Raw genomic sequence first — 25,666 nt, forward strand, 5'->3', positions numbered from 1 at the left:
CCAGCCGTGTGGGGTGCAAATCGACGGTCAGGGGCCCTGAGCTGGGCGGACAGCCGTCGGAGATCATGGTGAGTCATGGTGTCGACGGTGGTGTTCCCGCTGATGCGCAGACTGCTCAGCGCGGCCGGATTCGGCGGTCGGCCCGAGGAGAAGGACGTCGAGATCGCCGCCCTGCGCCATCAGTTGGCAGTGCTACACCGTCAGGTCGCCCGGCCGCGATACACCCAAGCCGATCGGATTCTGTTGGCCACGCTGCTCAGCTTCTCCCCCGGTCGCGCTGGTCGGCGTTCCTCGTCACCCCGCAACCGTGCTGCGCTGGCACCGAGACCTGGTCAGCCGCCACTGGACCTTGTACCGTGCCAGAGCTCGATTCCGGGCCGCTGACCTGCGGCTCCGCTACCACGCGCCTTAGTGGATGATCGTGTCTCGTGGCGGTGCGGCTCATCTATCTGATCATGGTGCGAGTGTTCGGCTGGCTCGTGCTGCTGACGCGCAGCGACGCGGCTAGGACGGCAGAACTGCTGGTGCTGCGCCATGAGGTGGCGGTCCAGCGGACGAGCGGAGCTCTTCAGCCGCCAGATGTTGACGTCGACCGCCATCGCGCGCTGCCGGATGATCGTCGTGGACACCCGCGTCGACTGGGCCGCCCTCGGCTACGACGACCAGACGCTCGACGAACTCGTCGAGTTCCTGCTCCGGATCATCCAGTCCATGGTCATCGCTCCGCTGGAGCGACCTCGCTCCCGCGACGAGCTCCGCGGGTACCTCCGGCGGTGGCTCGGGCCGGCGCTGTACCCCGGACCAGTGCCCGCGACAGCCGCCCACACCTCTCCAAGCCACGCTGGCGTGCCTGGGAGAGACACAGCGCCCGCACTCTTGGACCAAGATTGATGTTTGACTAGTCACCAGTAGTAGCTGACTCCGCGGCGCAGAAGAAGCGTCCGAGGATCGCCGCCAACGTCGTCAACTACCTGGTCGGAGACCCCGTACAACAGACCCACGACGACTTCCTGCGGGTTCGCCTCGAGGCCGGGCAGAGCGCCACCGTCAGGTTCGTCATCGGGCCGGCGCAGCTGGGGATCTGGGACAGCAGGATGGAGCACACCGTCGGGGCCGGAACCGTGGATGTGATGGTAGGACCGAACGCCGCCGACACGCATTCGGTCGAACTCAAGGTTCTCCCTTGATCCAGTCGCCGCCCGCCTGCTCGCTACAAGGCTGCCGCGACAAGCAGAAGATCTCGCCCTCCCGTCGAGTCACGAGCCCCGGGGCAGCCACAGAGACGGGGCCGGACGATGCGCCTCTCGATCGGGAGTACCTCAGCGGGGGAAGGTGAGTTCCCTGGCGTTGTCATACATGATGCGGCGCTGTTCGGCGGGGGTGAAGTCGGCGACGTTGGTGAGGAAGTCCTTCGGTGCGGGGAAGCCTTCGCCGTGGGGCCAGTCGGAGCCGAAGAGGATGCGTTCGACCGGCAGGAAGCGGGCGAGGTCGGGGACGTTCTCCTCGACGAAGGGCGCGACCCAGCAGTGCTCGATGAACTGGTCGCGTGGGCTGGTTTTGAAGCCCCCGCCGTGGGCCAGGTAGTCGAGGGCGAGCAGGAGCGACGGTACCCAGGCTCCGCCGTTCTCGATGAAGGCGAACTTCAGCGTCGGGAATCGCTCGAAGAGCCGGTGGGCGACGAGGACGTAGGCGAAGTCGTGGACGATCCGGTGCTTGGTGAGCCCCGAGAAGGTCGAGGACTGGCCGAGGTGCTCGGTGTCGCCCGGCGCGATCCCGCCCATGTGCGCCTCGCCCCAGACCTCGTCCATCAGCTCGTGCACTGGTGTGTACGTCTCGTCGGAGCCGTCGTGGGTGGCGACCACGACGCCCGCCTCCGCGGCGAGGTGCCAGAAGCGGTCGAACATCGGGTCGGCCGGTGACCGGTTGCCGTCACGGGTGAAGGCGGCGCCGTGGCGGATGTTCACCACCCGGGCGCCGTGGTCGAGGCACCATGTCAACTCGCGCAGTGTCTCGTCCGGATCGCACATGGTGATGAAAGGCACGCCGAAGATGCGGTCCTGGTAGGCGAACCCCCACTGCTCCTGCAGCCACCGGTTGAAGGCGCGGTAGCACTCGACGGCCGCCTCGATGTCAGTGTGTAACAGCGGCTCGATCACCACGCCCTGCGACGGGAACAGCCAGGTTGCCTCGACGCCCTGACCGTCCATCACCCTGAGGCGGGCGTCGCGTTCGTACCAGTCCGGATGGTCCGACGGCTGCTCGGTGAACCCGGACTCGAAGGCGTCTCGGCTGGTGCCGCCCTGGAAGTAGTCCAGGAACGCGCCCGGGCGCGGACGTGGGTGCACGTCGGCCGGGCCGGGAAGCCACTCGGTCTGCACGCCGTCGACCAGGTAACGGAGTACCCCGTCGACCTCCTTGATCTGGACCCCGCGGTCCGCGAACTTCGGATCGCGGTGACGCGTGAACGCGTCGCTCGTCTCCCAGTAGTGGTTGTCCGCATCGAAGAGCCTGGGGATTGCCGTCCCGGTCTCGGTCATGTTGTCTCCTCGGTCATCGCTGTGTGGCCTCGTCCTCGTCGCCATACCGCGGTCGCTATGCCGTGCCGTGCCGCAGCAGCTTGCCGGGAGTCTCGTCCGTGCAGATCCCGTCGATGAAGGTCGTCCTGCCGTTCACGATGATCCGGTCGTAACCGACGGCCTTCTGGACGAGCCGCCACTCGCCGGCCGGGTAGTCGAACAGCCGCTCCTGCGGCAGCGCGCCAACCGTGTCGGGGTCGTAGACGATGATGTCCGCAGGCTTTCCCTCGGCGATCGAGCCCCGATCGCGCAGCCCGATGGCCATCGCCGGGTAGGCGGAAAGGCGCCAGTGCGCCTCCTCGAGGGACATGATCTCGTGCTCGCGGACCCAGTGGCCGATCAGCTCGGTGGCGAAACGGGCCGTGGTGACGAACTTGGTGTGCGCGCCGCCGTCGCTGATGCCGGGCAACGCCACGGAGCACGACGCGACCTCCTTGACCGCCGTGGCGTCCATGTCGATCATCGTCGTGCCGAATCCCACGTTGAGATCGCCGGCGACCGCGATGTCGAGCAGGGCGTCGGCCAGGTGCTTGCCCTCGCGGGTCGCGATCTCGCCGATGGTGAACCCCTCGTAGCGCTCCTTGAGCGCCAGGGCGTCCTTGGCGTCACTGGTGATCCAGTTCACCGTGATCTCGGCGAGCGGGTAGCCGGCGGCACCGAAACCACCGCCCAGCTCGTCGATCGCGGCGCGCAGAGCCGGTCGGCGTTCCGGGTCGGAGAACTTGGCGATCTTCTCCTCGAGCGTGCCGAGTCCGGCGTCCTTCCAGGCGGGGAAGATGTCCATGAGGTTGTAGTTCTCGAGGACGATCTCGGACTGGAAGCGCACGATCTGGGCCGACGCGAAGACGCGCAGGCCTTCCTTCTCGTTCAGTTCGTCGAGGCGGTCGATGGTCGCCAGGTGGGGGAACTGCGACTCGCCGTGCTGGTTGACGGACCCGGTGGGCGCCAAGGCGTTCCAGATGATGGGGCGGCCGCTCTCGCGGGCGATCAGCGCCGCTGTCTCGAGCTGCCCGGTGATCTGCGTGGTGCCCCGGCCGATCCTGCGCAGTGCCCGCGAGAACGCCGTGATCTCCCGTTCGGTCATCATGTCCGTGACCATCGGCGAGCCGTCGTAGTCGAGCTGGACGTTGAACAGGTCACCCGCGATCTGCGAGCTCCACCCGCAGCCGCCGGCCTCCATCCCCTCGAGCAGGAGCTGGCACATCCTGTCCAGTTCCTCGTCGGACGCCCTGTTCTTCTTGGCCTGATCGACACCGACCACGTAGGTGTACAGCGGTGCCAGCGGCACCAGCGACATCACGTTGACGCCCTTGGGTGTCCGGTCGAGGCTGTCGAGGAACTCGGGGTAGGTGACCCAGTCCCAGGGCATGCCGGCCCGCATCGTCTTGATCGGCACCGCCTCGTTGCGGGACAGGCTGAGCATCGTGCGGTCCTGGTCCTCGGGCTTGCAGGGCGCGAACCCGAAGCCACAGTTGCCGAGCAGCACCGTGGTGACCCCGTGCCAGCCCGACATGGTGCACCACGGGTCCCAGAAGACCTGGCTGTCGTAGTGGGTGTGGATGTCGACGAAGCCCGGGGCGACGATCTTGCCGGTGGCGTCGACCACCTCGGCGCCATCGGAGGCGTCGACGCGCCCGATCTGGACGATCCTGCCGTCCTTGATCGCCACATCGGCCTTGTAGCGCGGCGTCCTGAGCCCGTCGATGACGGTGCCACCCTTGATCACGATGTCGTATAAGGCCATCGGTCCGCTTCCTCCCGTCGCCGGAACACCGCTCGGACACCCGTGTCCTCGCAAGGCACCGTACCTACTTGCTGGTCGCTCAACAAGTAGATAGCCAGGGAGCAAGAAAGTACTCTGCCGTCATGGATCCCGCCGCTCCCCGCCGTCGGACTCAGGTCGAACGACGCGCCGAGTCCGAGGATGCCCTGCTCGACGCGGCCGCCGCCCTGGTGGCCGAGCGTGGCATCGAAGGCGCCTCCCTCGCTCGCATCGGACAGCGGGCCGGGGCAAGCCGCGGCCTAACGACCCATCACTTCGGGTCGAAGGACGGCCTCGTCGCCCGACTCGCCCGCAGAGCACAGAACCAGATCGACGACGCGGCCTGGGCCGCCGTCGAACGAGGCGGACGCCATGTCGAGGACCTCCCCGGCCTCGACCTCGTCCGGGCGACGGTCGACACCTATCTGAAGCGGTTCGAGGACCCCAGCAGCAACGACCGAGCCCTGATCGTCATGTGGGGAGCCACCTTCCCCGCGGAGGCATCGGTCGAGGGCATGCTCGAAGCCGACACGCGCAGCCGCGAAGGCTGGGCCGGACTGATCGAACAAGGCCAGCGCGACGGCTCGATCAGGACAGACCTCGACCCCAGGACCGGGGCGATCCTGCTTCAGGGACTGGTCCGCGGCGTGGCCGCGACCTTCCTCACCGACGCCCACCTGACCGAAAAAGGCCAGGCGCGGCAAGCCTGCCAGGCATGGATCACATCCGCCCTCGCGCCGCCCCGGGACGAGCCCACCATTCCGGCCAGGCCACCCCGGTCCGTGCACCGTTAGCTGGCCCAGGCGAGCGCTCGGGATCCACTCCCACCGTTTCCTGGCCGCCCTTGTCATGACGGGCGATCCCGGAACGTCGAGACGCTGTCGCCCTGGTCAGCCGGACTTCGCGGCGCCGATCACTCTCTGCAGGAATGCCATGACCGACCGGTGTGCCTCTGCGGACGTACTTTCTCGGGAGATGACGGCCAGGTATTCGGAGAGCGTCGCGCCGACAGCCGCGGCGCCGATCGAGGTCATCGGGTGGACAACCGGCCCGGCGTCCTACCTGGACGCGGCGGCGGCGCCTTGGCGCCGCCGCCGGCCGGGATCAGTTCTCGATCGGAGTGACGCCGACGGGCACGTAGTCGGTCGGCTGCCCCTTGTCGTCGAGGGTGGTGGTGAGCCAGCCGCGGACGCAGACCGCGGGCTCGCTCGGGATGGCCTTGCCGTTGCACCGGAACCGCAGGCCGCCCGCACCTGGCAGGTCCTGCTCCGGCATTGCCCGGATCGCGGCGACGATGGACTCGGGCGTGACGTCGCCGGAGATGCTCTCTGTCGCCAGTTGGAAGGCGGTGACCTGGGTGAACATCGAGAGACCGGCGACTCTGTCGATGTCGATGTCCTTGTTGCCGTAGGCGGCGACGACGGCCTTGTAAAGACGCGTCGACGGGCTGTCCACGCCGACGGGGGCCACCCCTGGCACAACCAGCCCCTTCAGGAAACTTCCCGGCACCGCCGTCCGGGTCTTGTCCGACATGCAGTTGGGGTGCGGGACAACCGTGCCGGTGAATGCGACGGCGCGCAGCCCGTTGAAGGCGCTGATGCAGAACGCGTCGTTACCCACGACGTGCACGACCCCCGGATCGCCGCGCGAGATCATGCCCTGGATCTGCGGTGTCATGTCGGCTGTGCCCGGGGGAACCGGGACGACCGCCAGTTCGAGGCCGGCCGACCTGAACATCGCTGGCGCGGAGTTCCGCCAGACGCCCATCGCGGCGGGAACGTCGATCGTGACGGCGGTGACCTTGGTCGCGCCCTTGTCCTTGGCCTGCTGGATCACGGCCTTGACCGGGTACGCGAGGTCGGTGAGGGAGAACGTCGTGTCGGCGTTCTTCACCATGTCTCCGGACCCGTAGCTGAGCCACGTCGGCATGTGCGCCTCGTGTAGCGGCTGCCAGATGCTCTCCACGACCGAGGAGGTGCCGACGAGGACGGAGGCGACATTGTTCTCGACCATCTGGTTCCCGCAGTCCGTGCCCATGGCCGGGTCGGCCAGCGCCTTACAGGTGACCAGCTCGATCGGGTGGCCGGCGAGACCGCCCTTGTGGTCATTCAGGAAGCCGACGGTGGCTTTGGCCACGGCGGCCTCGATGGACAGGTCCGAGACGGGGCCCTTGTCGTCCGAGATCAACCCGATCCGCACCGGGGTGCCTTTCGCCAGGTCGGACGGCCCCAGGAGGCCGTCCGCGCTCGGCGTTCCTCCCGAGGAGGCGCCCGCGCCGCCGCTGTCGCCGCCGCAGGCAGTGAGTACGGCGAGCAGTCCGGTGGCCAACGCGACGGCACCCCAGCGTGTGGCCGCCGGCCGTCGCCATGACCGCGCACGGGCAGCCCGGCCGGGAGAGATCTCTGTCCTGTGCATGCTCTACCCATCTCTTTCAGTCGCGGTGAGGAGGATGGCGAGACGAAAGGGCAGAAGGAATCAGCTCCTTCCTCCATTTCGGCGAGGAACGAGCTGAGGTTTGGCGCAGGTCGCCGGCGCCCGGCGCCGGCGTCAGCCGAAGGTCAGTTCCCGGGCGTTGTCGACCATGATCCGGCGTTGGGCTTCGGGCGTGAACCCGGTCAGTCCGGCCAGGAAGTCCTTCGGCGCGCCGAGTCCTTCGGCGTGCGGCCAGTCCGAGCCGAAGAGGATCCGCTCGACCGGCAGGTGCGTGGCCAGGTCCTCGACGCTGTCCTCGACGAACGGGGCGACCCAGCAGTGCTCGACGAACTGGTCGACCGGAGAGGTCGTGAACATGCCAGGGTTCTGGGCCGCGAGCAGTTCGAGGCCGTGCAGCAGTGACCCGACCCAGGTTCCGCCGTTCTCGATGTAGGCGACGCGCACGCCCGGGAACCGGTCGAACAGGCCGTGGGCCACGAGGGCGGCCGCGAAGTCCTGGACGAGCCGGTGCTTCATCAGCATGGTCACGAACGGCTCGCTCAGCGTGATCGCGTTCGTGTCGCCCTGACGCTGGGCGGCGCCGTAGCCCCATGCCCGCGCCACCGCCGCCTCGACCTCGCGGTAACCGTCGTCGAAACCGGCGTGCGGCGCGACGACGACGCCGGCGTCCTGGACGCGCGCCCAGAACCGGTCGAACATCAGGTCGGCGGGCGACCGCGTGCCGTCCGGGGTGAACGCCGGCCCATTGCGGATGCTCACCACGCGGGCGCCGCGGTCCAGGCACCAGTCCAGTTCCGCGATTGCGCCGTCGACGTCTGAGAGCGAGAGGTACGGCACGCCGAAGATCCGGTTCTGGTAGGCGAACCCCCAGTCCTCGTCGAGCCAGCGGTTGAAGGCTCTCAGGACCTCCAGCGACGCCTCGATGTCGGGCTGCATCGGCCCCTCGAGGCAGACGGCGTGCGATGGGAACATCCACGCCGCCTGGACGCCCTGGGCGTCCATGCAGGCCAGCCGGGCGTCCCGGTCGAACCACTCGGGATGCTCGGCGGGCGCCTCGCAGGCCAGCTCCGCGCCGACCGAGCCCTTGTCGGAACGGCCGCTGAAGTAGTCGTACAGGGCGCCGGGCCGGGGCCGCGGATGGGCGTCCCCCGGGCCTGGCAGGATCGGATGCGGCCGGTCGCCGACGAAGTACCGCAGCGCGCCGTCCACCTCGATGACCCGCAGGCCCCGATCCGCGAACGCGGGGTCGCGGTGCCGGGTGAACGCGTCACTCGACTCCCAGTAGTGGTTGTCCGCGTCGAACACGTTTTCTAACGGACCGGCGTCGTTGTCTGCCATCAGGTTTCGCTCCCGCGCTCAGTCCGTGCCGTGGCGAAGGAGCCGGCCCGGAGTCGCCTTCGTGCACTCGCCGTCGATGAACGTGGTCTTCCCGTTGACGATGATCCGGTCGTAGCCCCTGGCCTTCTGGATCAGCCGCCATTCGCCGGCCGGGTAGTCCCAGACCCGCTCGGCCGGCAGGCTGTCGACGGTGTCCGGGTCGTACACGACCACGTCGGCCGGCGCGCCCTCGGCCAGGAATCCCCGCCCTTTCAGGCCCGCGGCGGCGGCCGGATAGGCGGACAGCCGCCAGTGCGCCTGCTCCAACGTCATGATCCCGTGTTCACGGACCCACAGCCCCAGCAGTTCGCTCGGGTACCGGGCCGTCGTGACGAACTTGGTGTGCGCCCCGCCGTCGCTGACGCCGGGAAGCGCCACCGGGCAGTTCGCGATCTCGCGCATGGACTCCGGCGGGGTCTCCAGCAGCGGCGTGGCGAACCCGACCCGCAGCTCACCCGCGACGGCCACATCCAGCATCGCGTCGATCGGATGCTTGCCCTCACGCGCCGCGATCTCGCCGACCGTGAATCCCTCGTAGGTCTCCTTGAGCTCCCTGGCCCGCGCCACGTCGCTGGATATCCAGTGAACCTTGATCTCGCCAAGCGGATAGCCGGCACCGAACAGCCCACCGCGCAGCTCGTGGACCTCCTTCATCGCTGCGCGCCGCGCGGGGTCGGCGAGCTTCACCCGCTTCTCGGCGACCGTGCCGAGCAGGGCCTCCTTCCAGCACGGAATCGTGTCGGTGAGGTTGTACTCCTCGAACGTGAACTCGGAGGCGAAGTTCGTGGTGAGCGCCTGAGCGAAGACCCGGAGTCCCTCGTCCTCATTCAGCTCGGCCAGGCGCGCGAGCGCGTCCCGATGCGAGAGCTGCTGGCCGCCGTGCTGGTTGAGCGCGCCATCGGCCAACAGCGCGTTCCAGATGATCGGCCGACCGCTCTCCCGGGCCATGAACGCCGCCGTTTCCAATGGCGATGTCACCTGGGCCACACCCCGGCCCAACGAGCCAAGCGCCCGGCAGAACGCCCGCAGGTCGCGCTCGCTCATCAGATCGGTCACCATCGGCGTGCCGTCGTAGTCGAGCTGCACGTTGCCGACATCGCCGAGGATCTGCGCCGATAAACCGCAGCCGCCGGCCTCCATCGCCTCGACGAGCAGCCGGCACATGCGCTCCAGCTCGTCGTCGGTGACCGCGCGGCCCTTGGCCTCGTCGAGGCCGACCACGTACCCATACAGGGGGGCGAGCGGGACGAATGACATGACGTTGACGCCCTTGGGCGCCCGGCCGACGCTCTCGAGGAACTCCGGGAACGTCTCCCAGTCCCACGGCATGCCGACCTTCATGGTTTCCATCGGCACGGCCTCGTTGCGCGACAGGCTCAACATGGCCCGCTCGCGATCGGCAGGCTTGCAGGGCGCGAAACCAAAGCCACAGTTACCGATCACCACGCTGGTGACGCCATGCCAGCCCGACATCGTGCACCACGGGTCCCAGAACAGCTGGCTGTCGTAGTGCGTGTGCAGATCGACGAACCCGGGCGCGACGACCTTCCCGGCCGCGTCAACGACCTCGGCGCCGTCGGCCGCGCTCACCCGGCCGATGTGGACGATCCGGCCGCCGGCGATGGCGACGTCAGCTCTGTAGCGGGGAGTCTGCAAGCCGTCGATGACCGTTCCGCCTTTGATCACAAGGTCGTAGAGCGGCATCCGCCATCACTCACCTTCCCAAGCCCGATATCGACCTCAATATCGAGCTTCATAGTGACCCGGAGCACAGTAGCGGTCAAGGAGAGTTGGGACATCGATGGCACGTTGTCCGACCTTCCGGAGATCGCATACGTCCGCTCCCGGTTGGCCTCCTGCGGGCGACCGGTGCCGTGGCTGACGGTCGCCCTGCTCGACGGCCAGGTACACCCGGTCCCGCGCGACGAGCCCGGGGAGATCTGCGTGCGTGGGCCGCTGGCCATGAAGGGCTACTGGATCAAGCCGGAGCAGACCGCCGAGGCCTAGGCGGGCGGCTGGCTGCACACCGGCGGCATCGCCCCTGAGGACGACCACGGTTTCTACGTGATCGTGGACCGCAAGAAGGACATGATTGTCAGCGGCGGCTTCAACGTCTTCCCCGCGAGATCGAGGACGTGCTGTCCACGCACCCGCCATGGCCGCGCGACTGGCTCACCGACGAGGACATCCGTCCGGCGGGGCGAGCCCAGGCAGGCAGCACCGGCGTGGCCGACCTGCCCGAGCCCCGCCACGGCCGCATGGCCGTCCCGTCTGACCGGGTCGACGGTGAAGCCACCGTCCCATATGTCAATATTGATGTCAACTTTTACAAAGCACGTCGCCCCGAGCTCGCCCGGATCACCTCCCAGCCGTCACGAACCTTCCGTGGCCGGCCTCCTCGGGCGCGCGGGCCGGTCGGACAGGCCGTCCGGCGTGATGAACTGGCACCGGCAGCGGCTGATCCGCCAGCCGTCCGGGGTCCGGACGAGCTCGTCGCTGTAGACGGCATGCCGCGCGACCCCGTCGGCGCGGTCGACGAAGAGCAGGTTGCGGGTCGTACGGGCCTCGTCCGGACCGACCATGTCGATGACCGGCGGGCCGCCGAGGTGCAGTCCACCGGGAGCCGCGCGCATCATCGCCCGCAGCGCGTCACGCCCATCGAAGGAACGCCCGTAGACCAGATAGCTGGCGTCCGGGGTGAACAGACCGACCCAGCCCTCCACGTCGTCCAGGTCGAGCGTCAGGCAGTAGCGGGCCAGCAGGCCGCCGATGGCCACCTGGTCCGCGGGCGAGGGAAGCATCAGAACTCCTCCGGGCAGCCGTCAGAGGTGTACGAACATCCTGGCCGGCCGGGTGACCCGTCACGGCCAGCGGTGGCGCCGGCCGACGGCTCGGCGAGATGCCACGCCGGGCCGGGCCGGGGCTGGTCACCCGGGTCTCTCCAGGGTGTGCACCTCGCGCCGGGCGAACCGCCAGGCACCGTCGGCCCGGACGATCTCGTCGTGGTAGCGACCGGTGATCGCCGGGACCAGGCGCTCACCCGCGAAGCGCAGGAACACAAAGTCGGCAATGACCCGGACCAGGCCGCCCCCACCGGGCTCCAGCACCGCGTTGACCGTCACATGTTTGCCCCGCTGCCTGGGGTTGCTCTGGGCGCTTTGGAAGAACCCCAGCAGCTGAGCCGTGCCGCGGGCGGTTCGGTCGCCGTGAACGAGGACACCGTCGGCGGTGAACAGCGCCACGACACCGGCGAGATCGCCGTCGTCGCAGCGGTGGCAGTACCGGGCGAGCGTCGCGCGTACGGCGAACTGGTCCTCGATCGCTAAGCCAGTCACAACGTCAGCGTAGTAAATATCGACGTCGACTTCGACATATGTGATGATCTCCGAGCCGCGCACGACCCCTGGGGCCAGGTCACCAGAGGCTGGCGATCGGCTCCAGCATCCCGAGATCGGTCGGCTCGACGATCAGCGTCGTCACCGGCCCGTCACGCCAGGCCGCGAGCTGGTCGGCGATCCGGGGCAGCGGGCCGACAAGCGTCAGGTCGTCGACGAGCTCGTCCGGAACAGCGGCGCGGGCACCCGCACGGTCGCCACTCAGGTAGAGGTCCTGGATGCGGCTGGCCTCGGCCTCGTACCCGTAGCGGGCGACAAGCGCGGTATAGAAGTTCTTCGACTTCGAACCCATGCCGCCGATATGCAGCGCCAGCTGCGGGCGCACCCGGTCACGACACGCGTCGAGGTCGTCGCCGACGCAGGCGACGACCGTCGGCGCCACCTGGAACCCCGCCGGGGCCTTCGCCAACGTGTCTCCCCAGGCCCGGTCCCATCGGGTCGGGCTCCACAGGTAGGGAAGCAGGCCGTCGGCCTCCTCGACCGCCATCGCCACGTTCTTCGGGCCCAGGGCGGCGATGAGGATCGGCGTGTCAGCGGCCGGTGGCATCGAGGTCCGCAGCGCCCGTCCCTGCCCGGTCGCGTCCGCACCGGTGTAGGGAATCGAGAAGACCGAGCCCGAGAACTCCAGCCGCTCGGCCCCGGCCAGCGCCCTGCGCAGCACGGCCACGTACTCGCGCGTCATCTGGACCGGCGCACGGTAGGGCATGCCATGCCACCCCTCGACGACCTGCGGCCCCGACACCCCCAGCCCGAGCACGAAACGCCCCCCGGACAGCTGCTGCAGCGTCAACACGGTCATCGCGGTCGCGGCCGGCGTCCGTGCCGGCATCTGCGCGATGGCCGTGCCCAGCCGGACCCGACTGGTGATCGCGGCGACGTAGGCCAACGGCGTGAAGGCGTCACTCCCCCACGCCTCGCCCGTCCACACGGAGCCGTACCCGGACTCCTCGGCTCGCCGCGCCACCGCGGCAAGCGCGGCCGCGTCCCGAGGGATCCCGGCGAGGCTCAGCCCCAACTCGACCTTCGACACCGGCATTCTCTCCTTTTCCCAGCGACGGCATGCAGCGCGAGGCACGCCACGTCCAGAAACTCACGGTCGGCCGTATATTGCGGGCGGCACACGGCAGGCGGCCTTGAGCGCGGTCCGCGTGAGCAGGCGGGTCTTGTCTTCCAACTGCTGTGCCCGTTGCGGATCGGTCTCCGAGACGCGGACCCGCGCGCCCGCGATGATGACGGCCATCTTGATGGTGGCCACCGCGGCGTAGAACTCGACCGCGCCGAGATCACGTCCGCTGGCCCGCGCGTAGCGGTTCAGCGGTTCGTCGGTGGTCCCGAAGCCGGGGTTGGCCCGGTGGGCCTGCGTGCCGGTCCAGATCGACGCGCCGATGTCTCCCCAGTAGAGGGACGACCATGCCGAGCGTCCGAACGACTCGAGCCCGACCGCGGTCGGGTCGAGAGTGTGCAGCGCCGCGAGCACGTCGACGAGCTCGTCAGTACTGGCCGGCCTGGGTCTCGTCCAGGTGCGCAGTGCCGTCCGCCGACCGGAAGACGATGGGATGGTGAATCCTGGCCCGCGCATCGCGGCGTTCAGTCGAGGCGTTCGAATATCGCCGCGATTCCCTGGCCTCCGCCGATGCAGAGTGTCTCCAGCCCGTACCGGGCGTCGCGTCGGTGCATCTCGCGGAGCATCGTCGCGAGGATCCGGCCGCCGGTCGCCGCGACGGGGTGTCCCAGGGAGATCCCGGAGCCGTTGACGTTGACGCGGTCCCAGTCGGCGTCCGTGAGGCCCCATTCCCGGGTGCAGGCGAGGACCTGGGCGGCGAACGCCTCGTTCAGTTCGATCAGATCCAGGTCGGACAGTTTCAGCCCCGCACGGTCGAGGGCCTTCGCGGTCGCCGGGACCGGTCCGATCCCCATCCTGGCGGGCGCGACACCGGCGACGGCCCAGCTGACCAGCCGCGCCAACGGTCGCAGGCCGAGCCGTTGCGCCTCGGCGGGATGCGTCACGACGCAGGCCGCGGCGCCGTCGTTCTGCCCGCTGGCATTGCCCGGTGTCACCGTGGCGTCCGGGTCGGACGCCCGCAGGATGGGCCGCAGCGCGGCCAGCCTCTCCAGCGTCGTGTCAGCGCGCGGGTGCTCGTCGGCATCCACGATGACGTCGCCCTTGCGCGTGGCCACCGTCACCGGGATGAGCTCGCCGGCGAACCGGCCGGCCCGCTGGGCGTCGACGGCGCGCCGATGCGAACGCAACGCGAGCTCGTCCTGCTCCGAACGAGAGATCCCGTATTCCTTGCGAAGGTTCTCGGCAGTCTCGATCATCCCGCCGGGGACCGGGAAACGGCGGCCGCCGGCCGTGGTACGCCCCCGCGCCAGCGCGTCGTGCAATGTCACCGCGCCGCCGCGGGCGCCCCAGCGCATCTCGGTGGAGTAGAACGCGGCGTTGCTCATGCTCTCCGCGCCACCGGCGATCACGACGTCCGCGACACCCGTCTGGACCATCATCGCCGCCGTGACCACCGCCTGCACCCCCGAACCACACCGGCGGTCCAACTGCAGTCCGGGAACCTCGATGTCGAGCCCGGCGTCGAGCGCGACCACCCGACCCAGCGCCGGCGCATCCATGGTCGGGTAGCACGAACCGAACAGCACATCATCCACGTCCGAGCTGCCCAGGCCGGTCCGCTCCAGCAGGCCACGCACGACCGCGGCGCCCAGTTCATGGGCCGCCAGAGGCTTCAGAGCGCCGCCGTAGCCACCCACCGCGGTACGCACCGGCTCGCAGATCACCGCTGTCCGCATGTCCGTCCTCTCCTCGCCAGCTTGTCCTCGCATGTGGGCTCCGGTGGGCGTCAGACACGACGCGACGATGCGGCGTCCTGGTCCGATGGACAGGGCACCCGCACGAGGAGCCGTCGCGCGAGACGCGAACACGCGGCCAGCCATCGCACGCCTCGTCCCCAACCCACGCGTGGCCACCGGGGTGAACGGCAGGGCGCTGGCCGACCAGCATCGCTGCCTCTATGTTGACGTCAACTTCGACATAGAGGACCCTAACGACAACCCGTGGGCATTGGCAACGGGTACACCGACCGCCAGCGTGCGCCAGGCAGAGCCTCCAGGCGCGGCCGAGACGCAGTCCGCCAGGCCCGCGCCTCACTACGATGAGCAAGATCCTGTCCAGGGACGGCAGGTAACCGACAGCGCGCCGTCAGGGTTCATGTCGTCAGGAGAGGATCCACCCGTGTCCGAAGGAACCCCTCGCGCCGAACAGATCGCGTCCATCCCCAACGCCACCCGCGGCTGGCAGGGCGAAGCCCGAGGGAAGCGACGCGGCACGGGACGCACCAATCGCGGCCGCCAGACCCGCGATCAGCTCCTCGACGCCGCCCGGACCGTGTTCGAACGCGACGGCTTCCTGCACGCCCGCGTCGCCGACATCTGCGACGAGGCCGGCGTCTCGCACGGCTCGTTCTACACGTACTTCGTCTCCAAGGAAGAGATCTTCCGGAAGGTCGTCGACTCGGTCGAGCTCGATCTGCTCACCGTCGACCCCGCGCCAGACAGCGACCCCGACCCGGTCGCGCGCATCCGCGCCGCCAACGAGCACTACCTGCGCACCTACGCCGCCAACGCCGGCATCATGCGCGTCATCCACCAGGTCGCGACCATCGACGTCGAGGTCTGGCGCATCCGCTTTCAACGCCAGGACGCCTTCGCCCACGCCATCGAACGGCGCATCCGCCAGATGCAGCAGGACGGCATCGCCGACTCCACTGTCGAGCCCTACTACGCCGCCCAGGCCCTCGGTGGGATGGTCGCCTACTTCGCCGAGCTGATGTTCAACTCCCACGACCCCGTCGCCTTCGACGTGGATACCGCCGTCGACGCCCTCACCCGCATCTGGACCAACGCCCTCGGCATCCGCGATCTCGATCACCCACCGCCCGGCCCCATCGCAGCGCGGCGGTGAGCCAGCGCCACCCCTACCCTGAAGCGCCCGCTGATCACAGGTGAACACCGGCGGCGACTCCGCCAGGGACGGCACAGCCCTACCCGCTAGCCGCCGGCGGCCCAACCAGGCCCGCGCTGTGCGCGCACCGGGCCTCGCCTGCCCGCTGGCGATCTTTACCTCGGGTTGGCGAGCAGCACCGCGGCGTTCACGGCCGGGTCGGTGCGTGTCTGACGTACCCAGGTGCCCAGTGCGTGGGTCAGCTCCGCGGAGGTGCCCAGTAGGGCGTCGAGGGCGAGTACCCGGCTGTGGAAGTGGTGGTGGCTGTGTTCCGCGGTGAAGCCGATGGCGCCCAGTACCTGCAGGGTGCGTTCGCAGACGCGGCGCCCGTTGCGGCCGGCCAGTGCCTTGAGGACCTCGTCGTGGCGTGGGGGCGTCGCCTCGTCGAGGCGGACCGCGGTGACGGCGGCGCTCTCGAGCGCGACGCAGTCGGTCTGCGCCCAGGCGAGCAGGTGACGGACCGCCTGGAACATGCCGATGGGCTGGCCGAACTGTTCTCGCGCGCCGGCGTGCGCCACCGCCAGCGCGAGCGTGCCCTCGGCCGCGCCCAGGATGTCCAGGGCGACGGCCAGACGGCCGAGGAACAGACCTCGGCCCCGGACCGGCGAGGCGTGGCGCTCTTCGACCGTGGGAGTCCAGGCGGACGGGTCCATCTCGACCTCGTGGATGGCGAGGCGGCCCGCGAGGTCGAGCGGACGAAGCTCGACCAGGTCCGCGTCGACGACGCCCGCGCCCTGGCCTGGGCGGTCGATGAGCAGGGACCTGCCGGCGACGTCGCCGAGGACGACCACTCGCTCACTTCGCCGCGGGGAGTGGCGGTTGACGGTCGCGATGAGCGATCCGGGGGTGTGCCCGGTGACAGCGAGGAAGGGCTGGGCCATCAGGGCGCCCAGCGCGGCGGACGTCGCCAGTTCCCGGCCCTGGGCGCGGAACAGCGCAAGCGCGGCCATCCGGCTGTCCCGGTCGGCCAGGTCGGGAAGCAGGTCCCACCAGCCCAGCGCGTCCAACGGGTCGCCGCCCTGGCTGGACGCGCGCAGCGCGAGACACGCCGCGTCGAGGAACTCCCGGTCGGCCTGTTCCATGGCCATCGTCATGGCAGCCGCAGGATCTGCTTGGCGATGGTGTCGAGCTGCATCTGCTGGGAACCTCCGTACACGGTCACGATGCGGGAGAACAGGTAGTCCTGACGACGCGTCGCGGTGTGCGCGTCCTGTGTCCCGACCGCGAGGTCCGGGTCGCTGGCCAGCGCCCAGTCGTTGACCGACTGCTCGCTCGCGGCCAGCAGGAGCTTCACGAAGGCGGCCTTGGGGCCGAGTGGTGCGCCGGTCGCGTGGGTGTGCAGGCCGAGGTGGCTGCTGGCTCGGACAGCGGCCAGGTCCAGCAGGGCGTCACCGAGGAGGCTGTCGGTCGCGGGCGTGCCGGCTTCGGCGGTGTCGAGCAGCTGGCGGTAGAGGAAGTTGTGCCGGAACCAGGCGAAGGTGCCCCGCTCGTGGGCGAGGATGTGCATGGCCACGCGCCAGCCGCCGCCGCGCTCGCCGACGATCCGGTCCGGCCCGACGGGGACGGCGTCGAAGGTGACCTCGGCGAGTTCGTCGGTGCCGTTCGCCTGCTCGATCGGGCGGACTTCGACGCCCGGTGAGCGCAGGTCCACGGCGAACGCCGTGAGGCCCCGATGGCGGGACTCAGGAGTTCCGGTCCGCGCGAGGACCAGGCACCAGGTCGCGTACCGGGCCCAGCTGGTCCAGATCTTGCGGCCGGTGATGAGGTAGGAGCCGTCGGCGGCGACGGCACGAGTACGGAGGCTGGCGAGGTCCGAGCCCGCCTCCGGCTCGGAGAACCCCTGCGACCAGAGTGCCTCACCGCGCAGGAACCGTGGCAGCGTCCGCGCCACGAAGCCCTGGTCGCCCATGGCCACCAGGGTCGGAGCCAGGATCTCCAGGTGTTCGAACAGCGCCATGGCCGGGAGTCCGTGCCGGGCGAGCGCCTCCCACATCGCGGCCCGGTGCAGGATGCCACCGCCCAACCCGCCGACCTGCTCGGGCCACCCGTAGCGCGCCCAGCCCTCGTCGAACAGGGCGCGCATGAGCTCGGACGTCACCGCGACCCGCTCCGAGTACGCCGCGAGCGGGCGGGCCGCCGCCACCAGCTCGGCCGGGCGGGAGGCCAGCCACGCTTCGAAGGACGTCCCGTACGCATATACATCGTCACGGAGCGAACCGGTCTCGCTGCTGGCACTTGTCTGCGCCATGGGCGTCAACGTAGGAACATCAGAATCTCGAAACACCGGGGACTCGTCAGGGCCGCGACGCGGACGAGGGCGCCGTGCGTACCTCGCGGTAGGGAACGTTGCGGTCGAGAGCGGTCTCTCGTGGCATTCCCAGTACGCGCTCGCTGATGACGTTGCGCGCCATCTCGGTCGTACCGCCGCCGATCGAGCCGATCTGGCGGAGCAGATAGCTCATGCCTCGGCTTCCGAGCGCGTCTTCGTCGTCGTCGCTGGCCACCGCGGTCGGGCCGGCCAGGTCGAACGCGATGGTCGCCAGGCGGGCCGAGACGACCCCGTGCATCAGCCGCCCGACCGCCGCGAGCTGGTCCGATCCCTTTCCCGCCGCGGCGACCGCCTGCAGCCGGCGGTCCAGCTCGCGCATCGCCACGTTCAGGGTGTGTCCCTCGCCGATCAGGTCACGGGCACTCGGATCGGCCAGCCGGCCGGCCCGTTCCGCCAGCCGGACCAGGCTGACGCCGTTCTCGCCGTAGAAGCTCTCGCCGCCGCCGGTTCCGGCCGGACGGATGGTGTACGGCGACGAGGTGAACGAACGCTCGAAGAACAACCAGCGGGTGACCACGGTCCAGCCGTCGTCCACGCCGCCGACGCGGGCGCTGTCGGGAACCCGGACGTCGGTCAGGTACTCCTGGCAGAACTCCTTGTTCCCGTCGAGCATCTCGATGCGTGAGATCTCGATCCCCGGCTGGTGGATCGGCAACAGGAAGACGGTGAGCCCGCGGTGCTTGGGCACGTCCCAGTTGGTCCGGGCCAGGCACAGGCCCCAGTCCGACCACCACGCCCCGGTCGTCCAGATCTTGGAGCCGTTGATCACCCACTCGTCGCCCTCGCGCACGGCGCTCGTCTTCGCGCCCGCCACGTCCGACCCCGACCCCGGCTCGGACAGGAACTGCATCCACAGCTCCTCCCCCCGCAGGATCGCCGGGATGTGCTCTCGCTTCTGCTGTTCGGTCCCGAACTCGAGGATGACCGCCGCGCACGGCGTCATCGTCGGCACCTGCAGCCGCGCCGGGAACCGGTATCCAGCGATCTCCTCGTTGAACGCCGCGGCATGGGCGGGTGTCAGGCCCAGCCCGCCGTACTGCCTCGGGAAACAGATGCCGGCGAGGCCTCCATCCCACAGCAGCCGCTGCAGCCGCCGCTCCTCGGCGACCTCGGCCAGCTCCTCCTCGTCCGGACGGACGGTCATCCGGCCGGTGGCATCCGGCTCGGCGCGCGGCATGTTCCGCGCGAGCCAGCCGCGTGCACGCGACCGGAAGTCCTCGACCGACTCGGTCTCCTCGATGCTCACGCCTCGACCTTTCGTGCGCCGCTCTTCGCTTCGACCAGGGAGGTGACGCGCAGCCGGTGCTCGCGGGGCGTGCCCAGCAGCGCGCTCGCCACCGCCACCCGGCGCAGGTACAGGTGCAGATCGTGCTCGAACGTCACGCCGATGCCGCCGTGTAGCTGGACGCAGTCCTGGCACAGCTCCGGGCCGTACTGCCCGATGTACGCCTTCGCCGCGCTGACCAGCTCCGCCGCCCGCTCGTCCTCGGCCCCCACCGCGGCCGCGGCCGCGTCCGCCACCGCATGGCTGGTCTCCAGCCACATCTTCAGATCCGCGAACCGGTGCTTCAGCGCCTGGTACGAGGCCAACGGCCGGCCGAACGAGTACCGGTCACCCGCCCAGGCCATCGTCAGCTCGAACGCCCGGTCCATCGCGCCGACCATCTCCGCTGTCTGGATCACCAGGGCCGTCCGCAACTGCCGCTCGACCTCCTCCGCCGCCGCCCCCGGCTTCCCGACGACGGCCGCCCCCGCAACCCGCACCTCACGGAACCCGACCCGGGCGAACCTGCGAGACGTGTCCAGGGTCTTCAACGGGGTGACCGTGACACCGGCGCTGTCGGCCGGCACGAGCAGCTGCGTCAGCCCGTCGCCGGTCCTCGCCGTGACCAGGAACAGCTGTGCCTCGGCGCCGTGCTCGACCGGCGCCTTCTCGCCCGAAAGCACCCAGTCCGCACCCGAGGCCACAGCCGTCGCGGTGACCTCACCCAACCGGTCATGAGGGACCGGCTCACTCAGACACCACGCCCCGACCGCGTCACCGGCGCAGATCCGGTCCAATGCCTGCTCGGCCGCCTCGCCGCCCGCCCGGGACAGCGCGCCGGCGACCACGTTCGCCCCCAGCAACGGCCCGGGCGCCGCATGACGCCCGAACTCGTACGCCACCAACGCCAGATCGACCAGGCCCACGCCGCTCACGCTTCCGCCGCCATGCTCCTCGGCGACCAGCAGCGAGGTCCATCCCAGCTCGACCCCGGCCTTCCAGTACTCCGGTCGGTATCCCCGCTGGTCGTGCCGAAGCTCGCGCAGGACATCCCCGGGAACGGTGTCCCGCAGGAACCTGCGCGTCGTGCTGACCAGAAGCTCCTGCTCCGCGGCCAGTCCTACCTTCATCAGATCCTCCACTCGGCCGGATCCCACCGGCCCCAGTCCCCGCGCGTACCGCCAAACCGTCTCCGGTCCGGGCCGGCGTGGTGTCGTCCCGCCGTTTCCGGCCGGTTCAGCCGAGCGAGATCCCCAGTGCCTCGAGCGCGTTCTCCCGCGCGATCCGTCGGACGTCCTCGTCCGGCAGGCCAGCGAGCGACTCGGTCACGAAGTCGGCCGGTGCGCGGGTGCCCTCGGCATGCGGCCAGTCCGAACCGAGCAGTAGCCGGTCGACGCGCACGTCGGCGACGAGCTCGTCGATGTGGTCCTCCCAGAACGGCGTGATCCACACATGTTCACCGAAGACCTCCCGCGGGTGGTCGCGGAAGTAGCCCGGGTTGCGGTTGGCGGCGTCGTCGAGGCGGTGCAGCAGCTCCGGAACCCAGGACGCGCCATTCTCGACGCTCGCGAACCGCAGGGTGGGGAAACGGTCGAAGACCTTGTGGCACACCGCGGCGGCATAGAAGTCGCTGACCGCCCGGCCCTTGGTCACGATGCCGCGCAGCGGAGAGCGGAACAGCGAGTTCTCCTCGCCGCCCGGCTCCCACATCTGGACCAGGGCGTCGTAGCCGTCGAGCCCGGCGTGCGTCGCCACGGGAATGCCAGCCTCGGCGGCGAGCCCCCAGAACGGGTCGTAGGCCGGGTCGAAGGGCGAGCGGAAGCCACCGGGCACCGGCACCGGCGCGTTGCGGACGTTCACGGCCACGGCCCCGGCCTCGACCACGCGCCTCAGCTCCCCGGTGGCGGCCGCCGGGTCGAGCAGGGGGATGCACGGCACGGCGAACAGCCGGTCCTCGTAGCGGAAGCCCCAGTCGTCGTCGAGCCACCGGTTGAACGCCTCGAAGACCTTGGCGCAGGCCTCCGGATCGTGCCTGAGCGCGTCCTCGACGCCGACGCCGAGCGTCGGGAACAGCAGCGTGCCGGCCAGCCCCTGCTCGTCCATCACCTGGAGGCGGGCCTTGCGGTCGCGGTACTCCGGCCGCAGCGGCTCCAGCTCACCGAACGCGTCCCTGATCTGCTGCCGGCGCGGGTTACCCCGGTACCAGTCGTAGAGAGCTCCGGGCTTGGCGACGGGATTGAACGTCGGGTTCGCGATGTAGTTGTTGATCTTTCCATTGATCAGGATCCGCCGCTGCCCGTCCACGCCCGCCCACCGGACGCCCCGGTTGCGCAGCGCCCGGTCCTGGTACCGCGTGAACGCGTCTTCCGCTTCGTAGTAGTGGTTGTCGAAGTCGAAGATCCACGGAGCTGCCTGGTTCATCCCGGTCGGCCTCTCGTCCACGGTCGATCATCGGGCGCGCGGCTTGACGCCGGGCCCGGCGTCGCCAGAATATCGAAGTCGATACCAATGTCGAGGTTCCTGGGTACCGAAAGTCGAGGCCGCTCTGTCCACCACGACAGCTCCTGACGAGCTTCACCAGCTACGGGAGGCCGTGCGCGGGACGCTCGGTACCGACCGGCAAGATCTTCCATCCGCCGTCGCCACCGAGTGGCGCCTGGCGTGGCCGGCGATGGCGGAGCTCGGCGTGCCGGGCCTGTGCGTGCCCGAGCCGCTGGGCGGCTTCGGGCTGCGGGTCGACGCGGCGGTGATGACCGCGATGGAACTCGGCGCGGCGCTGCACGCAAGCCCGTATGCGGGGCTGACCGCGAGCGCCCACGCACTGGCCCAGATCACCGACGACCCCGTCGTCGACGAACTTCTCGGTGGCATCCTCGCCGGCGAACGGGTCTGCGCGTTCGGACACCTCGGCGCGGACGGCCGGCTCGCCCGGCTGGTCGACGGCTTGCCAGGATCGGATGCCCTGCTGCTGGAACAGCCAGGAAACGGCCTGGTGCTGTTCGTCGATCCGAGCAGCTGGACGGTCGACACCGCGCCTCATCACTTCGACGTCTCCAGGACCTGCGCCGATGTCACCGTGGACGCGCGCGGCGGCCACCGGCTCACGGCCCCCGGCCACGCCGTGGCCCTGTACGAGCTGCTCCTCGCCGCGGACGCCGTCGGCTGCGCGCGCCGGATGCTCGACCGCGCCGTCACCTACGCCGGCCAGCGCCAGGCGTTCGGCCGGCCGATCGGCGCCTTCCAGGCGGTACAGCACCGTCTCGCCGACCACGCGGTACGGGTGCGGGGCATGACACTCGTGGTCCGTGAGGCGGCCAGGTTGTTCGGCGCCGATCCCGTCCGCCTGCGGCGTGCCGCCGCGTCGGCGTCGCTGAGCGCGAGTTCCGGCGCGCCGCTCATCCTGCACGACCTGCTCCAGCTCACCGGCGCGATCGGCTTCACCTGGGAGTACGGGCTGCACTTCTACGACCGCCGAGCCCATCAGGACGCCCGGTTGGCCGCCAACCCCCGGGCGGCCCGGCGGTCGCTCGCGGACCTCGAGGGATGGACCCATGCGCGCTGATGTCGAGGCCTACCGGGAACAGGTCCGGTCCTTCATCGCCGAACACGGCGTACCCATGCAGGGAGAAGGCGTTCGGGTCCCCCGGAACCAGGACGAGGAGAAGGCGATCCGGGCCTGGTTGCGGGCGCTCTACGAGGCCGGGCACCTGGGCGGGGGCTGGCCGCGGGAGTGGGGCGGCCGGGCCGACCACCTCGCCGCCCACGACCTCGTCCTGATGGAGGAGCTCATCCGCGGCGACGCGTATCGCCCGCTGGACCAGGTGATGTTGGCAAGCCACGCGATCATCGGGTTCGGCTCCGACACCCAGAAGAGCGAGCTGCTCCCCCGCATCCGCGCCGGCGAGCACATCTGGTGCCAGCTGTTCAGCGAGCCCGGCGCGGGCAGCGACCTGGCGTCGTTGCGCACCCGCGCCGAACCGGACGGCGAGGAGTTCGTCGTGACCGGCCAGAAGATCTGGAGCACCGACGCGCAATGGGCCGACATGGGGATGCTGCTGGCCCGCACGGACCCCACGGTCGACCGCCATGCCGGGATCACCGCGTTCGTCGTCCCGATGGACCTTCCCGGCATGGAGATCCGACCCATCCGCGAGATGACCGGTTACGCGGAGTTCTGCGAGGTGTTCCTCGACGGGGTGCGCCTCGGCCGCGAGCACGTCCTCGGCGAGGTGAACGGCGGGTGGAAGGTGGTGACGTCGGGGCTGGCCTCCGAGCGCGCCTTCGTCGGAGCCAACGCCGTACAGCTCGAGCGCATGTTCGCCGACCTGGTCTCGCTCGCCGCGGCCGCCCGGCTGGCCGACGGCACGACCGCGCTGGAGCACGAGGATGTCCAGGCACGGATCGCGGACGCCCTCACCCGCGTCGAGGAGGTCACGCTCATCGTCCGCGACACCGTCGACCGGATACTGGCGGGCGACGAGCACCCCAGCGACGGCCCCGTCGCCAAGCTCGCCTACACCGAGACCAACGTCGCGCTGTGCGACCTCGCGATGGAACTGATCTCCTCCTCCGTCTCGATCGACGATGCCGACGTCGAGGTCGCGAGACGATGGCACCACAACTACCTCTGGGGGCGAGCCCTGACCATCTCGGGCGGCGCCTCGGAGATCATGCGAGGGCTCATCGGCCGCCAGCTCCTCGGCCTACCGCGGTCGTGACAAGCCTGGCCACCTCGAGGCTGCCAGGACCACCGGCGGGAAGCCCTGAGCGCGCGGGTGCCGCACGACGATGTCGGCCACAGCCTGGCGACGCCGCGAGTTGAACGGAGGAACTGACAGATGGACGCCACAACCGGACGGGCTTCGGCGCCTGTCCCCGACAGCTTTCCTCGCGCGGCCTCCGAACGCGTCCTGCGGCATCGGGCGGACGGTCTCTGGGACAACCGTGTCCTCACGGATGGGATCGAGGCCGCGGCCGAACGCCGTCCCCACGCGGCGGCGCTGGTGGATGGTGAAGGGCAGCTCTCCTGGGCGCAGCTGGCCTCGGAGATCGTCCAGGGGGTCGCCACGCTCGGCACACGAGACATCGGCGCGGGCGACGGCGTCATCCTGATCAGCGGTAACACCAGGCATGGCGTGATCGCCTACCACGCCCTCCTGCGCATCGGCGCGACGGTCGCGGTGCTCGACCGCCGGTGTGGCGTCGCCGACGTCCGGGACGCGCTCGGCGTCCTGCCGGCACGGCGACGGGTGATCGTTTCCTCGGAGGAGGCCGGACGTCTGGAGAACGGGCTGGTCGCCGTCGACACCACGCCGTTGGAAATCTTTGGTGGCGAACCGCGTCCAGCAGTGCTTCCGGCGGCGCCATCGACGCCGAGGGCCGAGCCAGACCGCGACCGCGCTGCGGTGATCCTGTTCAGCTCGGGCACCACTGGACGCCCGAAGGGCGTCGCTCATTCGCTGAACACGCTGACCGCCGGCGCCAGCAACATGGCCCGCATCACCGCCGCCGACGAGCGCACGGTGGCGTTCCTCGTCAGCCCGCTGACCAGCATCACCGGCCTGATGCAGGTCCACCTGGCCGCCGACCAGCACGCGACGCTGGCGCTCGAGGACCGCTTCGAGCCGCGGGGAACGCTGCGGAGGATGGCGGCTGTGGGCGCGACCTTGCTGGGCGGCGCGCCCGTCATCGCCGAACGCCTGCTGCGCGCCGCCAGCGACGGCGCGAACGGCGGCGTCACCCTCCGGACCCTCGCGCTCGGCGGCGCGATGCTGCCGCGCCCGCTGCTGGAGCTCGCGACCGACGCGTTCGGCATCGAGATCGCCCGGGTCTACGGCTCGTCCGAGGCACCCAACTTCTCGGGCAGCCTGGCCACGGACGACCGCGAGCGACGGCTGTCCGATGACGGTGCGCTCATGCCTGGCAGCGAGCTGCGGATCGGCTCCACGCGCCATCAGCGGGAGGGGCTGCTGCGCGGGCCTAGCCTTTTCCTCGGCTACCTCGACGCAGCGGACGACAGTTCCGCCTTCGAAGACGGCTGGTACCGAAGTGGTGACCAGATCGAAGCCCATCGGGGCAGGCTGACCGTCGTCGGCCGGCTCAAGGAGGTCGTCAACCGCAACGGCCTGAAGATCTCGCTGACCGAGATCGACGCCGCGCTGGCGGCGCTTCCAGGCGTCGAGGAGTACGCCTCCTTCGCCATGCCCGACCCGGACACCGGCGAGCGACTGGCGGTGGCCGTGCTGGAAGCCGATGACACCGCGGTCACCCTCGACGACGTCGTCGCGCACCTGCTCTCGTGGGGAATCGCCAAACGCAAGCTGCCCGAGCAACTGGCCCGCTGGGACGGACCACTCCCCCGGACCGCCTCCGGAAAGGTCATCCGTTCGCGACTGGTCATGGAGTCCCCGGCCAAGACCAACGACCTGGCTGCCCGCCTACGCCGCGCGTAAACAGCCCGGAGGCGGACGAGATAGCGGTCCGGAGCCGGCAACCGAAGGTCATGGCGGCGATCCTGGTCG

Annotated in this window: 25 protein-coding genes; 9 read left to right on the forward strand and 16 right to left on the reverse strand. The window is 69.9% G+C overall.

Annotation, left to right across the window (positions count from 1 at the left end; translation table 11 throughout):
* Window positions 1-75 precede the first annotated feature (75 nt).
* From FRCN3DRAFT_RS55270 to FRCN3DRAFT_RS57870, 3 genes are all read left to right on the forward strand, one after another.
* Complete coding sequence (locus tag FRCN3DRAFT_RS55270) at window positions 76-384, forward strand: hypothetical protein (RefSeq protein WP_198536028.1); 309 nt, start codon at window positions 76-78, stop codon at window positions 382-384.
* A 195-nt stretch (window positions 385-579) separates the two neighbouring features.
* Window positions 580-891 (forward strand): hypothetical protein, encoded by a 312-nt coding sequence (locus FRCN3DRAFT_RS55275; RefSeq protein ID WP_007510947.1) that lies wholly within the window; start codon window positions 580-582, stop codon window positions 889-891.
* 119 nt (window positions 892-1,010) lie between these two features.
* Entirely contained in the window at window positions 1,011-1,187 is a 177-nt protein-coding gene (locus tag FRCN3DRAFT_RS57870) for a fibronectin type III-like domain-contianing protein (protein ID WP_425343351.1), read from the forward strand.
* Window positions 1,188-1,319: 132 nt separating this feature from the next.
* Here FRCN3DRAFT_RS57870 and FRCN3DRAFT_RS0224050 read toward each other — a convergent pair whose 3' ends face one another.
* Window positions 1,320-2,537: an amidohydrolase family protein gene (locus FRCN3DRAFT_RS0224050; RefSeq protein ID WP_007510945.1), complete on the reverse strand. Its 1,218-nt coding sequence runs from the start codon at window positions 2,535-2,537 to the stop codon at window positions 1,320-1,322.
* Window positions 2,538-2,592: 55 nt separating this feature from the next.
* On the reverse strand, window positions 2,593-4,320 hold the full coding sequence (locus FRCN3DRAFT_RS0224055) for an N-acyl-D-amino-acid deacylase family protein (protein WP_007510943.1): 1,728 nt from the start codon (window positions 4,318-4,320) through the stop codon (window positions 2,593-2,595).
* A 122-nt stretch (window positions 4,321-4,442) separates the two neighbouring features.
* On the opposite strand from FRCN3DRAFT_RS0224055, the gene FRCN3DRAFT_RS0224060 reads away from it, so the two are divergent.
* A complete protein-coding gene (locus tag FRCN3DRAFT_RS0224060) occupies window positions 4,443-5,132 on the forward strand; it encodes a TetR/AcrR family transcriptional regulator (protein WP_007510942.1) in 690 nt (229 codons plus the stop codon).
* A gap of 96 nt (window positions 5,133-5,228) precedes the next feature.
* Here FRCN3DRAFT_RS0224060 and FRCN3DRAFT_RS54250 read toward each other — a convergent pair whose 3' ends face one another.
* The 4 genes from FRCN3DRAFT_RS54250 to FRCN3DRAFT_RS0224080 all read right to left on the reverse strand — a co-directional run bounded on the left by FRCN3DRAFT_RS54250 (window position 5,229) and on the right by FRCN3DRAFT_RS0224080 (window position 9,852).
* Window positions 5,229-5,372 carry a hypothetical protein gene (locus FRCN3DRAFT_RS54250; RefSeq protein ID WP_157845252.1) on the reverse strand — a complete coding sequence of 48 codons (144 nt, stop codon included), beginning with the start codon at window positions 5,370-5,372 and terminating at the stop codon, window positions 5,229-5,231.
* Window positions 5,373-5,442: 70 nt separating this feature from the next.
* Entirely contained in the window at window positions 5,443-6,753 is a 1,311-nt protein-coding gene (locus FRCN3DRAFT_RS0224070) for an ABC transporter substrate-binding protein (RefSeq protein WP_007510940.1), read from the reverse strand.
* A gap of 132 nt (window positions 6,754-6,885) precedes the next feature.
* The gene (locus FRCN3DRAFT_RS0224075; protein WP_007510938.1) at window positions 6,886-8,109 is read right to left on the reverse strand and encodes an amidohydrolase family protein; all 1,224 of its coding nucleotides are present in this window, start codon (window positions 8,107-8,109) and stop codon (window positions 6,886-6,888) included.
* 18 nt (window positions 8,110-8,127) lie between these two features.
* Complete coding sequence (locus FRCN3DRAFT_RS0224080; protein WP_007510936.1) at window positions 8,128-9,852, reverse strand: N-acyl-D-amino-acid deacylase family protein; 1,725 nt, start codon at window positions 9,850-9,852, stop codon at window positions 8,128-8,130.
* A gap of 54 nt (window positions 9,853-9,906) precedes the next feature.
* Between FRCN3DRAFT_RS0224080 and FRCN3DRAFT_RS58245 the strand changes: the two genes are divergently transcribed.
* Complete coding sequence (locus tag FRCN3DRAFT_RS58245) at window positions 9,907-10,155, forward strand: AMP-binding protein (protein ID WP_007510934.1); 249 nt, start codon at window positions 9,907-9,909, stop codon at window positions 10,153-10,155.
* A gap of 365 nt (window positions 10,156-10,520) precedes the next feature.
* Here FRCN3DRAFT_RS58245 and FRCN3DRAFT_RS0224090 read toward each other — a convergent pair whose 3' ends face one another.
* The 5 genes from FRCN3DRAFT_RS0224090 to FRCN3DRAFT_RS0224110 form a co-directional block, all read right to left on the reverse strand.
* On the reverse strand, window positions 10,521-10,949 hold the full coding sequence (locus FRCN3DRAFT_RS0224090; RefSeq protein WP_007510932.1) for a nuclear transport factor 2 family protein: 429 nt from the start codon (window positions 10,947-10,949) through the stop codon (window positions 10,521-10,523).
* A 126-nt stretch (window positions 10,950-11,075) separates the two neighbouring features.
* Window positions 11,076-11,483, reverse strand: coding sequence for a nuclear transport factor 2 family protein (locus tag FRCN3DRAFT_RS0224095; protein ID WP_035929319.1), 408 nt, complete (start codon window positions 11,481-11,483; stop codon window positions 11,076-11,078).
* Between the two features lie 79 nt (window positions 11,484-11,562).
* Entirely contained in the window at window positions 11,563-12,573 is a 1,011-nt protein-coding gene (locus FRCN3DRAFT_RS0224100; protein ID WP_007510929.1) for an LLM class F420-dependent oxidoreductase, read from the reverse strand.
* Window positions 12,574-12,633: 60 nt separating this feature from the next.
* Window positions 12,634-13,020: a hypothetical protein gene (locus tag FRCN3DRAFT_RS0224105; RefSeq protein ID WP_007510927.1), complete on the reverse strand. Its 387-nt coding sequence runs from the start codon at window positions 13,018-13,020 to the stop codon at window positions 12,634-12,636.
* 110 nt (window positions 13,021-13,130) lie between these two features.
* Window positions 13,131-14,342 carry an acetyl-CoA C-acetyltransferase gene (locus FRCN3DRAFT_RS0224110; RefSeq protein WP_007510925.1) on the reverse strand — a complete coding sequence of 404 codons (1,212 nt, stop codon included), beginning with the start codon at window positions 14,340-14,342 and terminating at the stop codon, window positions 13,131-13,133.
* 442 nt (window positions 14,343-14,784) lie between these two features.
* Between FRCN3DRAFT_RS0224110 and FRCN3DRAFT_RS0224115 the strand changes: the two genes are divergently transcribed.
* Window positions 14,785-15,513 (forward strand): TetR/AcrR family transcriptional regulator, encoded by a 729-nt coding sequence (locus FRCN3DRAFT_RS0224115; RefSeq protein ID WP_007510923.1) that lies wholly within the window; start codon window positions 14,785-14,787, stop codon window positions 15,511-15,513.
* 155 nt (window positions 15,514-15,668) lie between these two features.
* On the opposite strand, the gene FRCN3DRAFT_RS0224120 is transcribed toward FRCN3DRAFT_RS0224115, so the two are convergent.
* From FRCN3DRAFT_RS0224120 to FRCN3DRAFT_RS0224140, 5 genes are all read right to left on the reverse strand, one after another.
* A complete protein-coding gene (locus tag FRCN3DRAFT_RS0224120) occupies window positions 15,669-16,646 on the reverse strand; it encodes an acyl-CoA dehydrogenase family protein (RefSeq protein WP_007510922.1) in 978 nt (325 codons plus the stop codon).
* Entirely contained in the window at window positions 16,643-17,800 is a 1,158-nt protein-coding gene (locus tag FRCN3DRAFT_RS0224125; RefSeq protein WP_007510920.1) for an acyl-CoA dehydrogenase family protein, read from the reverse strand. Before FRCN3DRAFT_RS0224125 ends, FRCN3DRAFT_RS0224120 begins: the two co-directional genes overlap by 4 nt.
* A gap of 46 nt (window positions 17,801-17,846) precedes the next feature.
* Entirely contained in the window at window positions 17,847-19,127 is a 1,281-nt protein-coding gene (locus tag FRCN3DRAFT_RS0224130) for an acyl-CoA dehydrogenase family protein (protein WP_007510918.1), read from the reverse strand.
* Entirely contained in the window at window positions 19,124-20,275 is a 1,152-nt protein-coding gene (locus FRCN3DRAFT_RS0224135) for an acyl-CoA dehydrogenase family protein (RefSeq protein ID WP_007510916.1), read from the reverse strand. Before FRCN3DRAFT_RS0224135 ends, FRCN3DRAFT_RS0224130 begins: the two co-directional genes overlap by 4 nt.
* A gap of 106 nt (window positions 20,276-20,381) precedes the next feature.
* Window positions 20,382-21,587, reverse strand: a complete 1,206-nt coding sequence (locus FRCN3DRAFT_RS0224140) for an amidohydrolase family protein (protein ID WP_232794125.1) — start codon at window positions 21,585-21,587, stop codon at window positions 20,382-20,384.
* 151 nt (window positions 21,588-21,738) lie between these two features.
* Here FRCN3DRAFT_RS0224140 and FRCN3DRAFT_RS0224145 point away from each other — a divergent pair, with 151 nt between their 5' ends.
* From FRCN3DRAFT_RS0224145 to FRCN3DRAFT_RS0224155, 3 genes are all read left to right on the forward strand, one after another.
* The gene (locus FRCN3DRAFT_RS0224145) at window positions 21,739-22,707 is read left to right on the forward strand and encodes an acyl-CoA dehydrogenase family protein (RefSeq protein ID WP_007510912.1); all 969 of its coding nucleotides are present in this window, start codon (window positions 21,739-21,741) and stop codon (window positions 22,705-22,707) included.
* The gene (locus FRCN3DRAFT_RS0224150) at window positions 22,697-23,863 is read left to right on the forward strand and encodes an acyl-CoA dehydrogenase family protein (protein WP_007510910.1); all 1,167 of its coding nucleotides are present in this window, start codon (window positions 22,697-22,699) and stop codon (window positions 23,861-23,863) included. The genes FRCN3DRAFT_RS0224145 and FRCN3DRAFT_RS0224150 overlap by 11 nt, the downstream gene beginning before the upstream one ends.
* A gap of 120 nt (window positions 23,864-23,983) precedes the next feature.
* Window positions 23,984-25,597 (forward strand): class I adenylate-forming enzyme family protein, encoded by a 1,614-nt coding sequence (locus FRCN3DRAFT_RS0224155; protein WP_007510909.1) that lies wholly within the window; start codon window positions 23,984-23,986, stop codon window positions 25,595-25,597.
* Window positions 25,598-25,666 lie beyond the last annotated feature (69 nt).

Source organism: Pseudofrankia saprophytica (assembly GCF_000235425.2).
GTDB lineage: Bacteria > Actinomycetota > Actinomycetes > Frankiales > Frankiaceae > Pseudofrankia > Pseudofrankia saprophytica.

Coding starts and splice junctions, on each gene's coding strand:
- FRCN3DRAFT_RS55270 (WP_198536028.1), top strand. CDS start 76: ATGGTGTCGACGGTGGTGTTCCCGCTGATGCGCAGACTGCTCAGCGCG.
- FRCN3DRAFT_RS55275 (WP_007510947.1), top strand. CDS start 580: ATGTTGACGTCGACCGCCATCGCGCGCTGCCGGATGATCGTCGTGGAC.
- FRCN3DRAFT_RS0224050 (WP_007510945.1), bottom strand. CDS start 2,537: ATGACCGAGACCGGGACGGCAATCCCCAGGCTCTTCGATGCGGACAAC.
- FRCN3DRAFT_RS0224055 (WP_007510943.1), bottom strand. CDS start 4,320: ATGGCCTTATACGACATCGTGATCAAGGGTGGCACCGTCATCGACGGG.
- FRCN3DRAFT_RS0224060 (WP_007510942.1), top strand. CDS start 4,443: ATGGATCCCGCCGCTCCCCGCCGTCGGACTCAGGTCGAACGACGCGCC.
- FRCN3DRAFT_RS54250 (WP_157845252.1), bottom strand. CDS start 5,372: ATGACCTCGATCGGCGCCGCGGCTGTCGGCGCGACGCTCTCCGAATAC.
- FRCN3DRAFT_RS0224070 (WP_007510940.1), bottom strand. CDS start 6,753: ATGCACAGGACAGAGATCTCTCCCGGCCGGGCTGCCCGTGCGCGGTCA.
- FRCN3DRAFT_RS0224075 (WP_007510938.1), bottom strand. CDS start 8,109: ATGGCAGACAACGACGCCGGTCCGTTAGAAAACGTGTTCGACGCGGAC.
- FRCN3DRAFT_RS0224080 (WP_007510936.1), bottom strand. CDS start 9,852: ATGCCGCTCTACGACCTTGTGATCAAAGGCGGAACGGTCATCGACGGC.
- FRCN3DRAFT_RS0224090 (WP_007510932.1), bottom strand. CDS start 10,949: ATGCTTCCCTCGCCCGCGGACCAGGTGGCCATCGGCGGCCTGCTGGCC.
- FRCN3DRAFT_RS0224110 (WP_007510925.1), bottom strand. CDS start 14,342: ATGCGGACAGCGGTGATCTGCGAGCCGGTGCGTACCGCGGTGGGTGGC.
- FRCN3DRAFT_RS0224120 (WP_007510922.1), bottom strand. CDS start 16,646: ATGACGATGGCCATGGAACAGGCCGACCGGGAGTTCCTCGACGCGGCG.
- FRCN3DRAFT_RS0224125 (WP_007510920.1), bottom strand. CDS start 17,800: ATGGCGCAGACAAGTGCCAGCAGCGAGACCGGTTCGCTCCGTGACGAT.
- FRCN3DRAFT_RS0224135 (WP_007510916.1), bottom strand. CDS start 20,275: ATGAAGGTAGGACTGGCCGCGGAGCAGGAGCTTCTGGTCAGCACGACG.
- FRCN3DRAFT_RS0224150 (WP_007510910.1), top strand. CDS start 22,697: ATGCGCGCTGATGTCGAGGCCTACCGGGAACAGGTCCGGTCCTTCATC.
- FRCN3DRAFT_RS0224155 (WP_007510909.1), top strand. CDS start 23,984: ATGGACGCCACAACCGGACGGGCTTCGGCGCCTGTCCCCGACAGCTTT.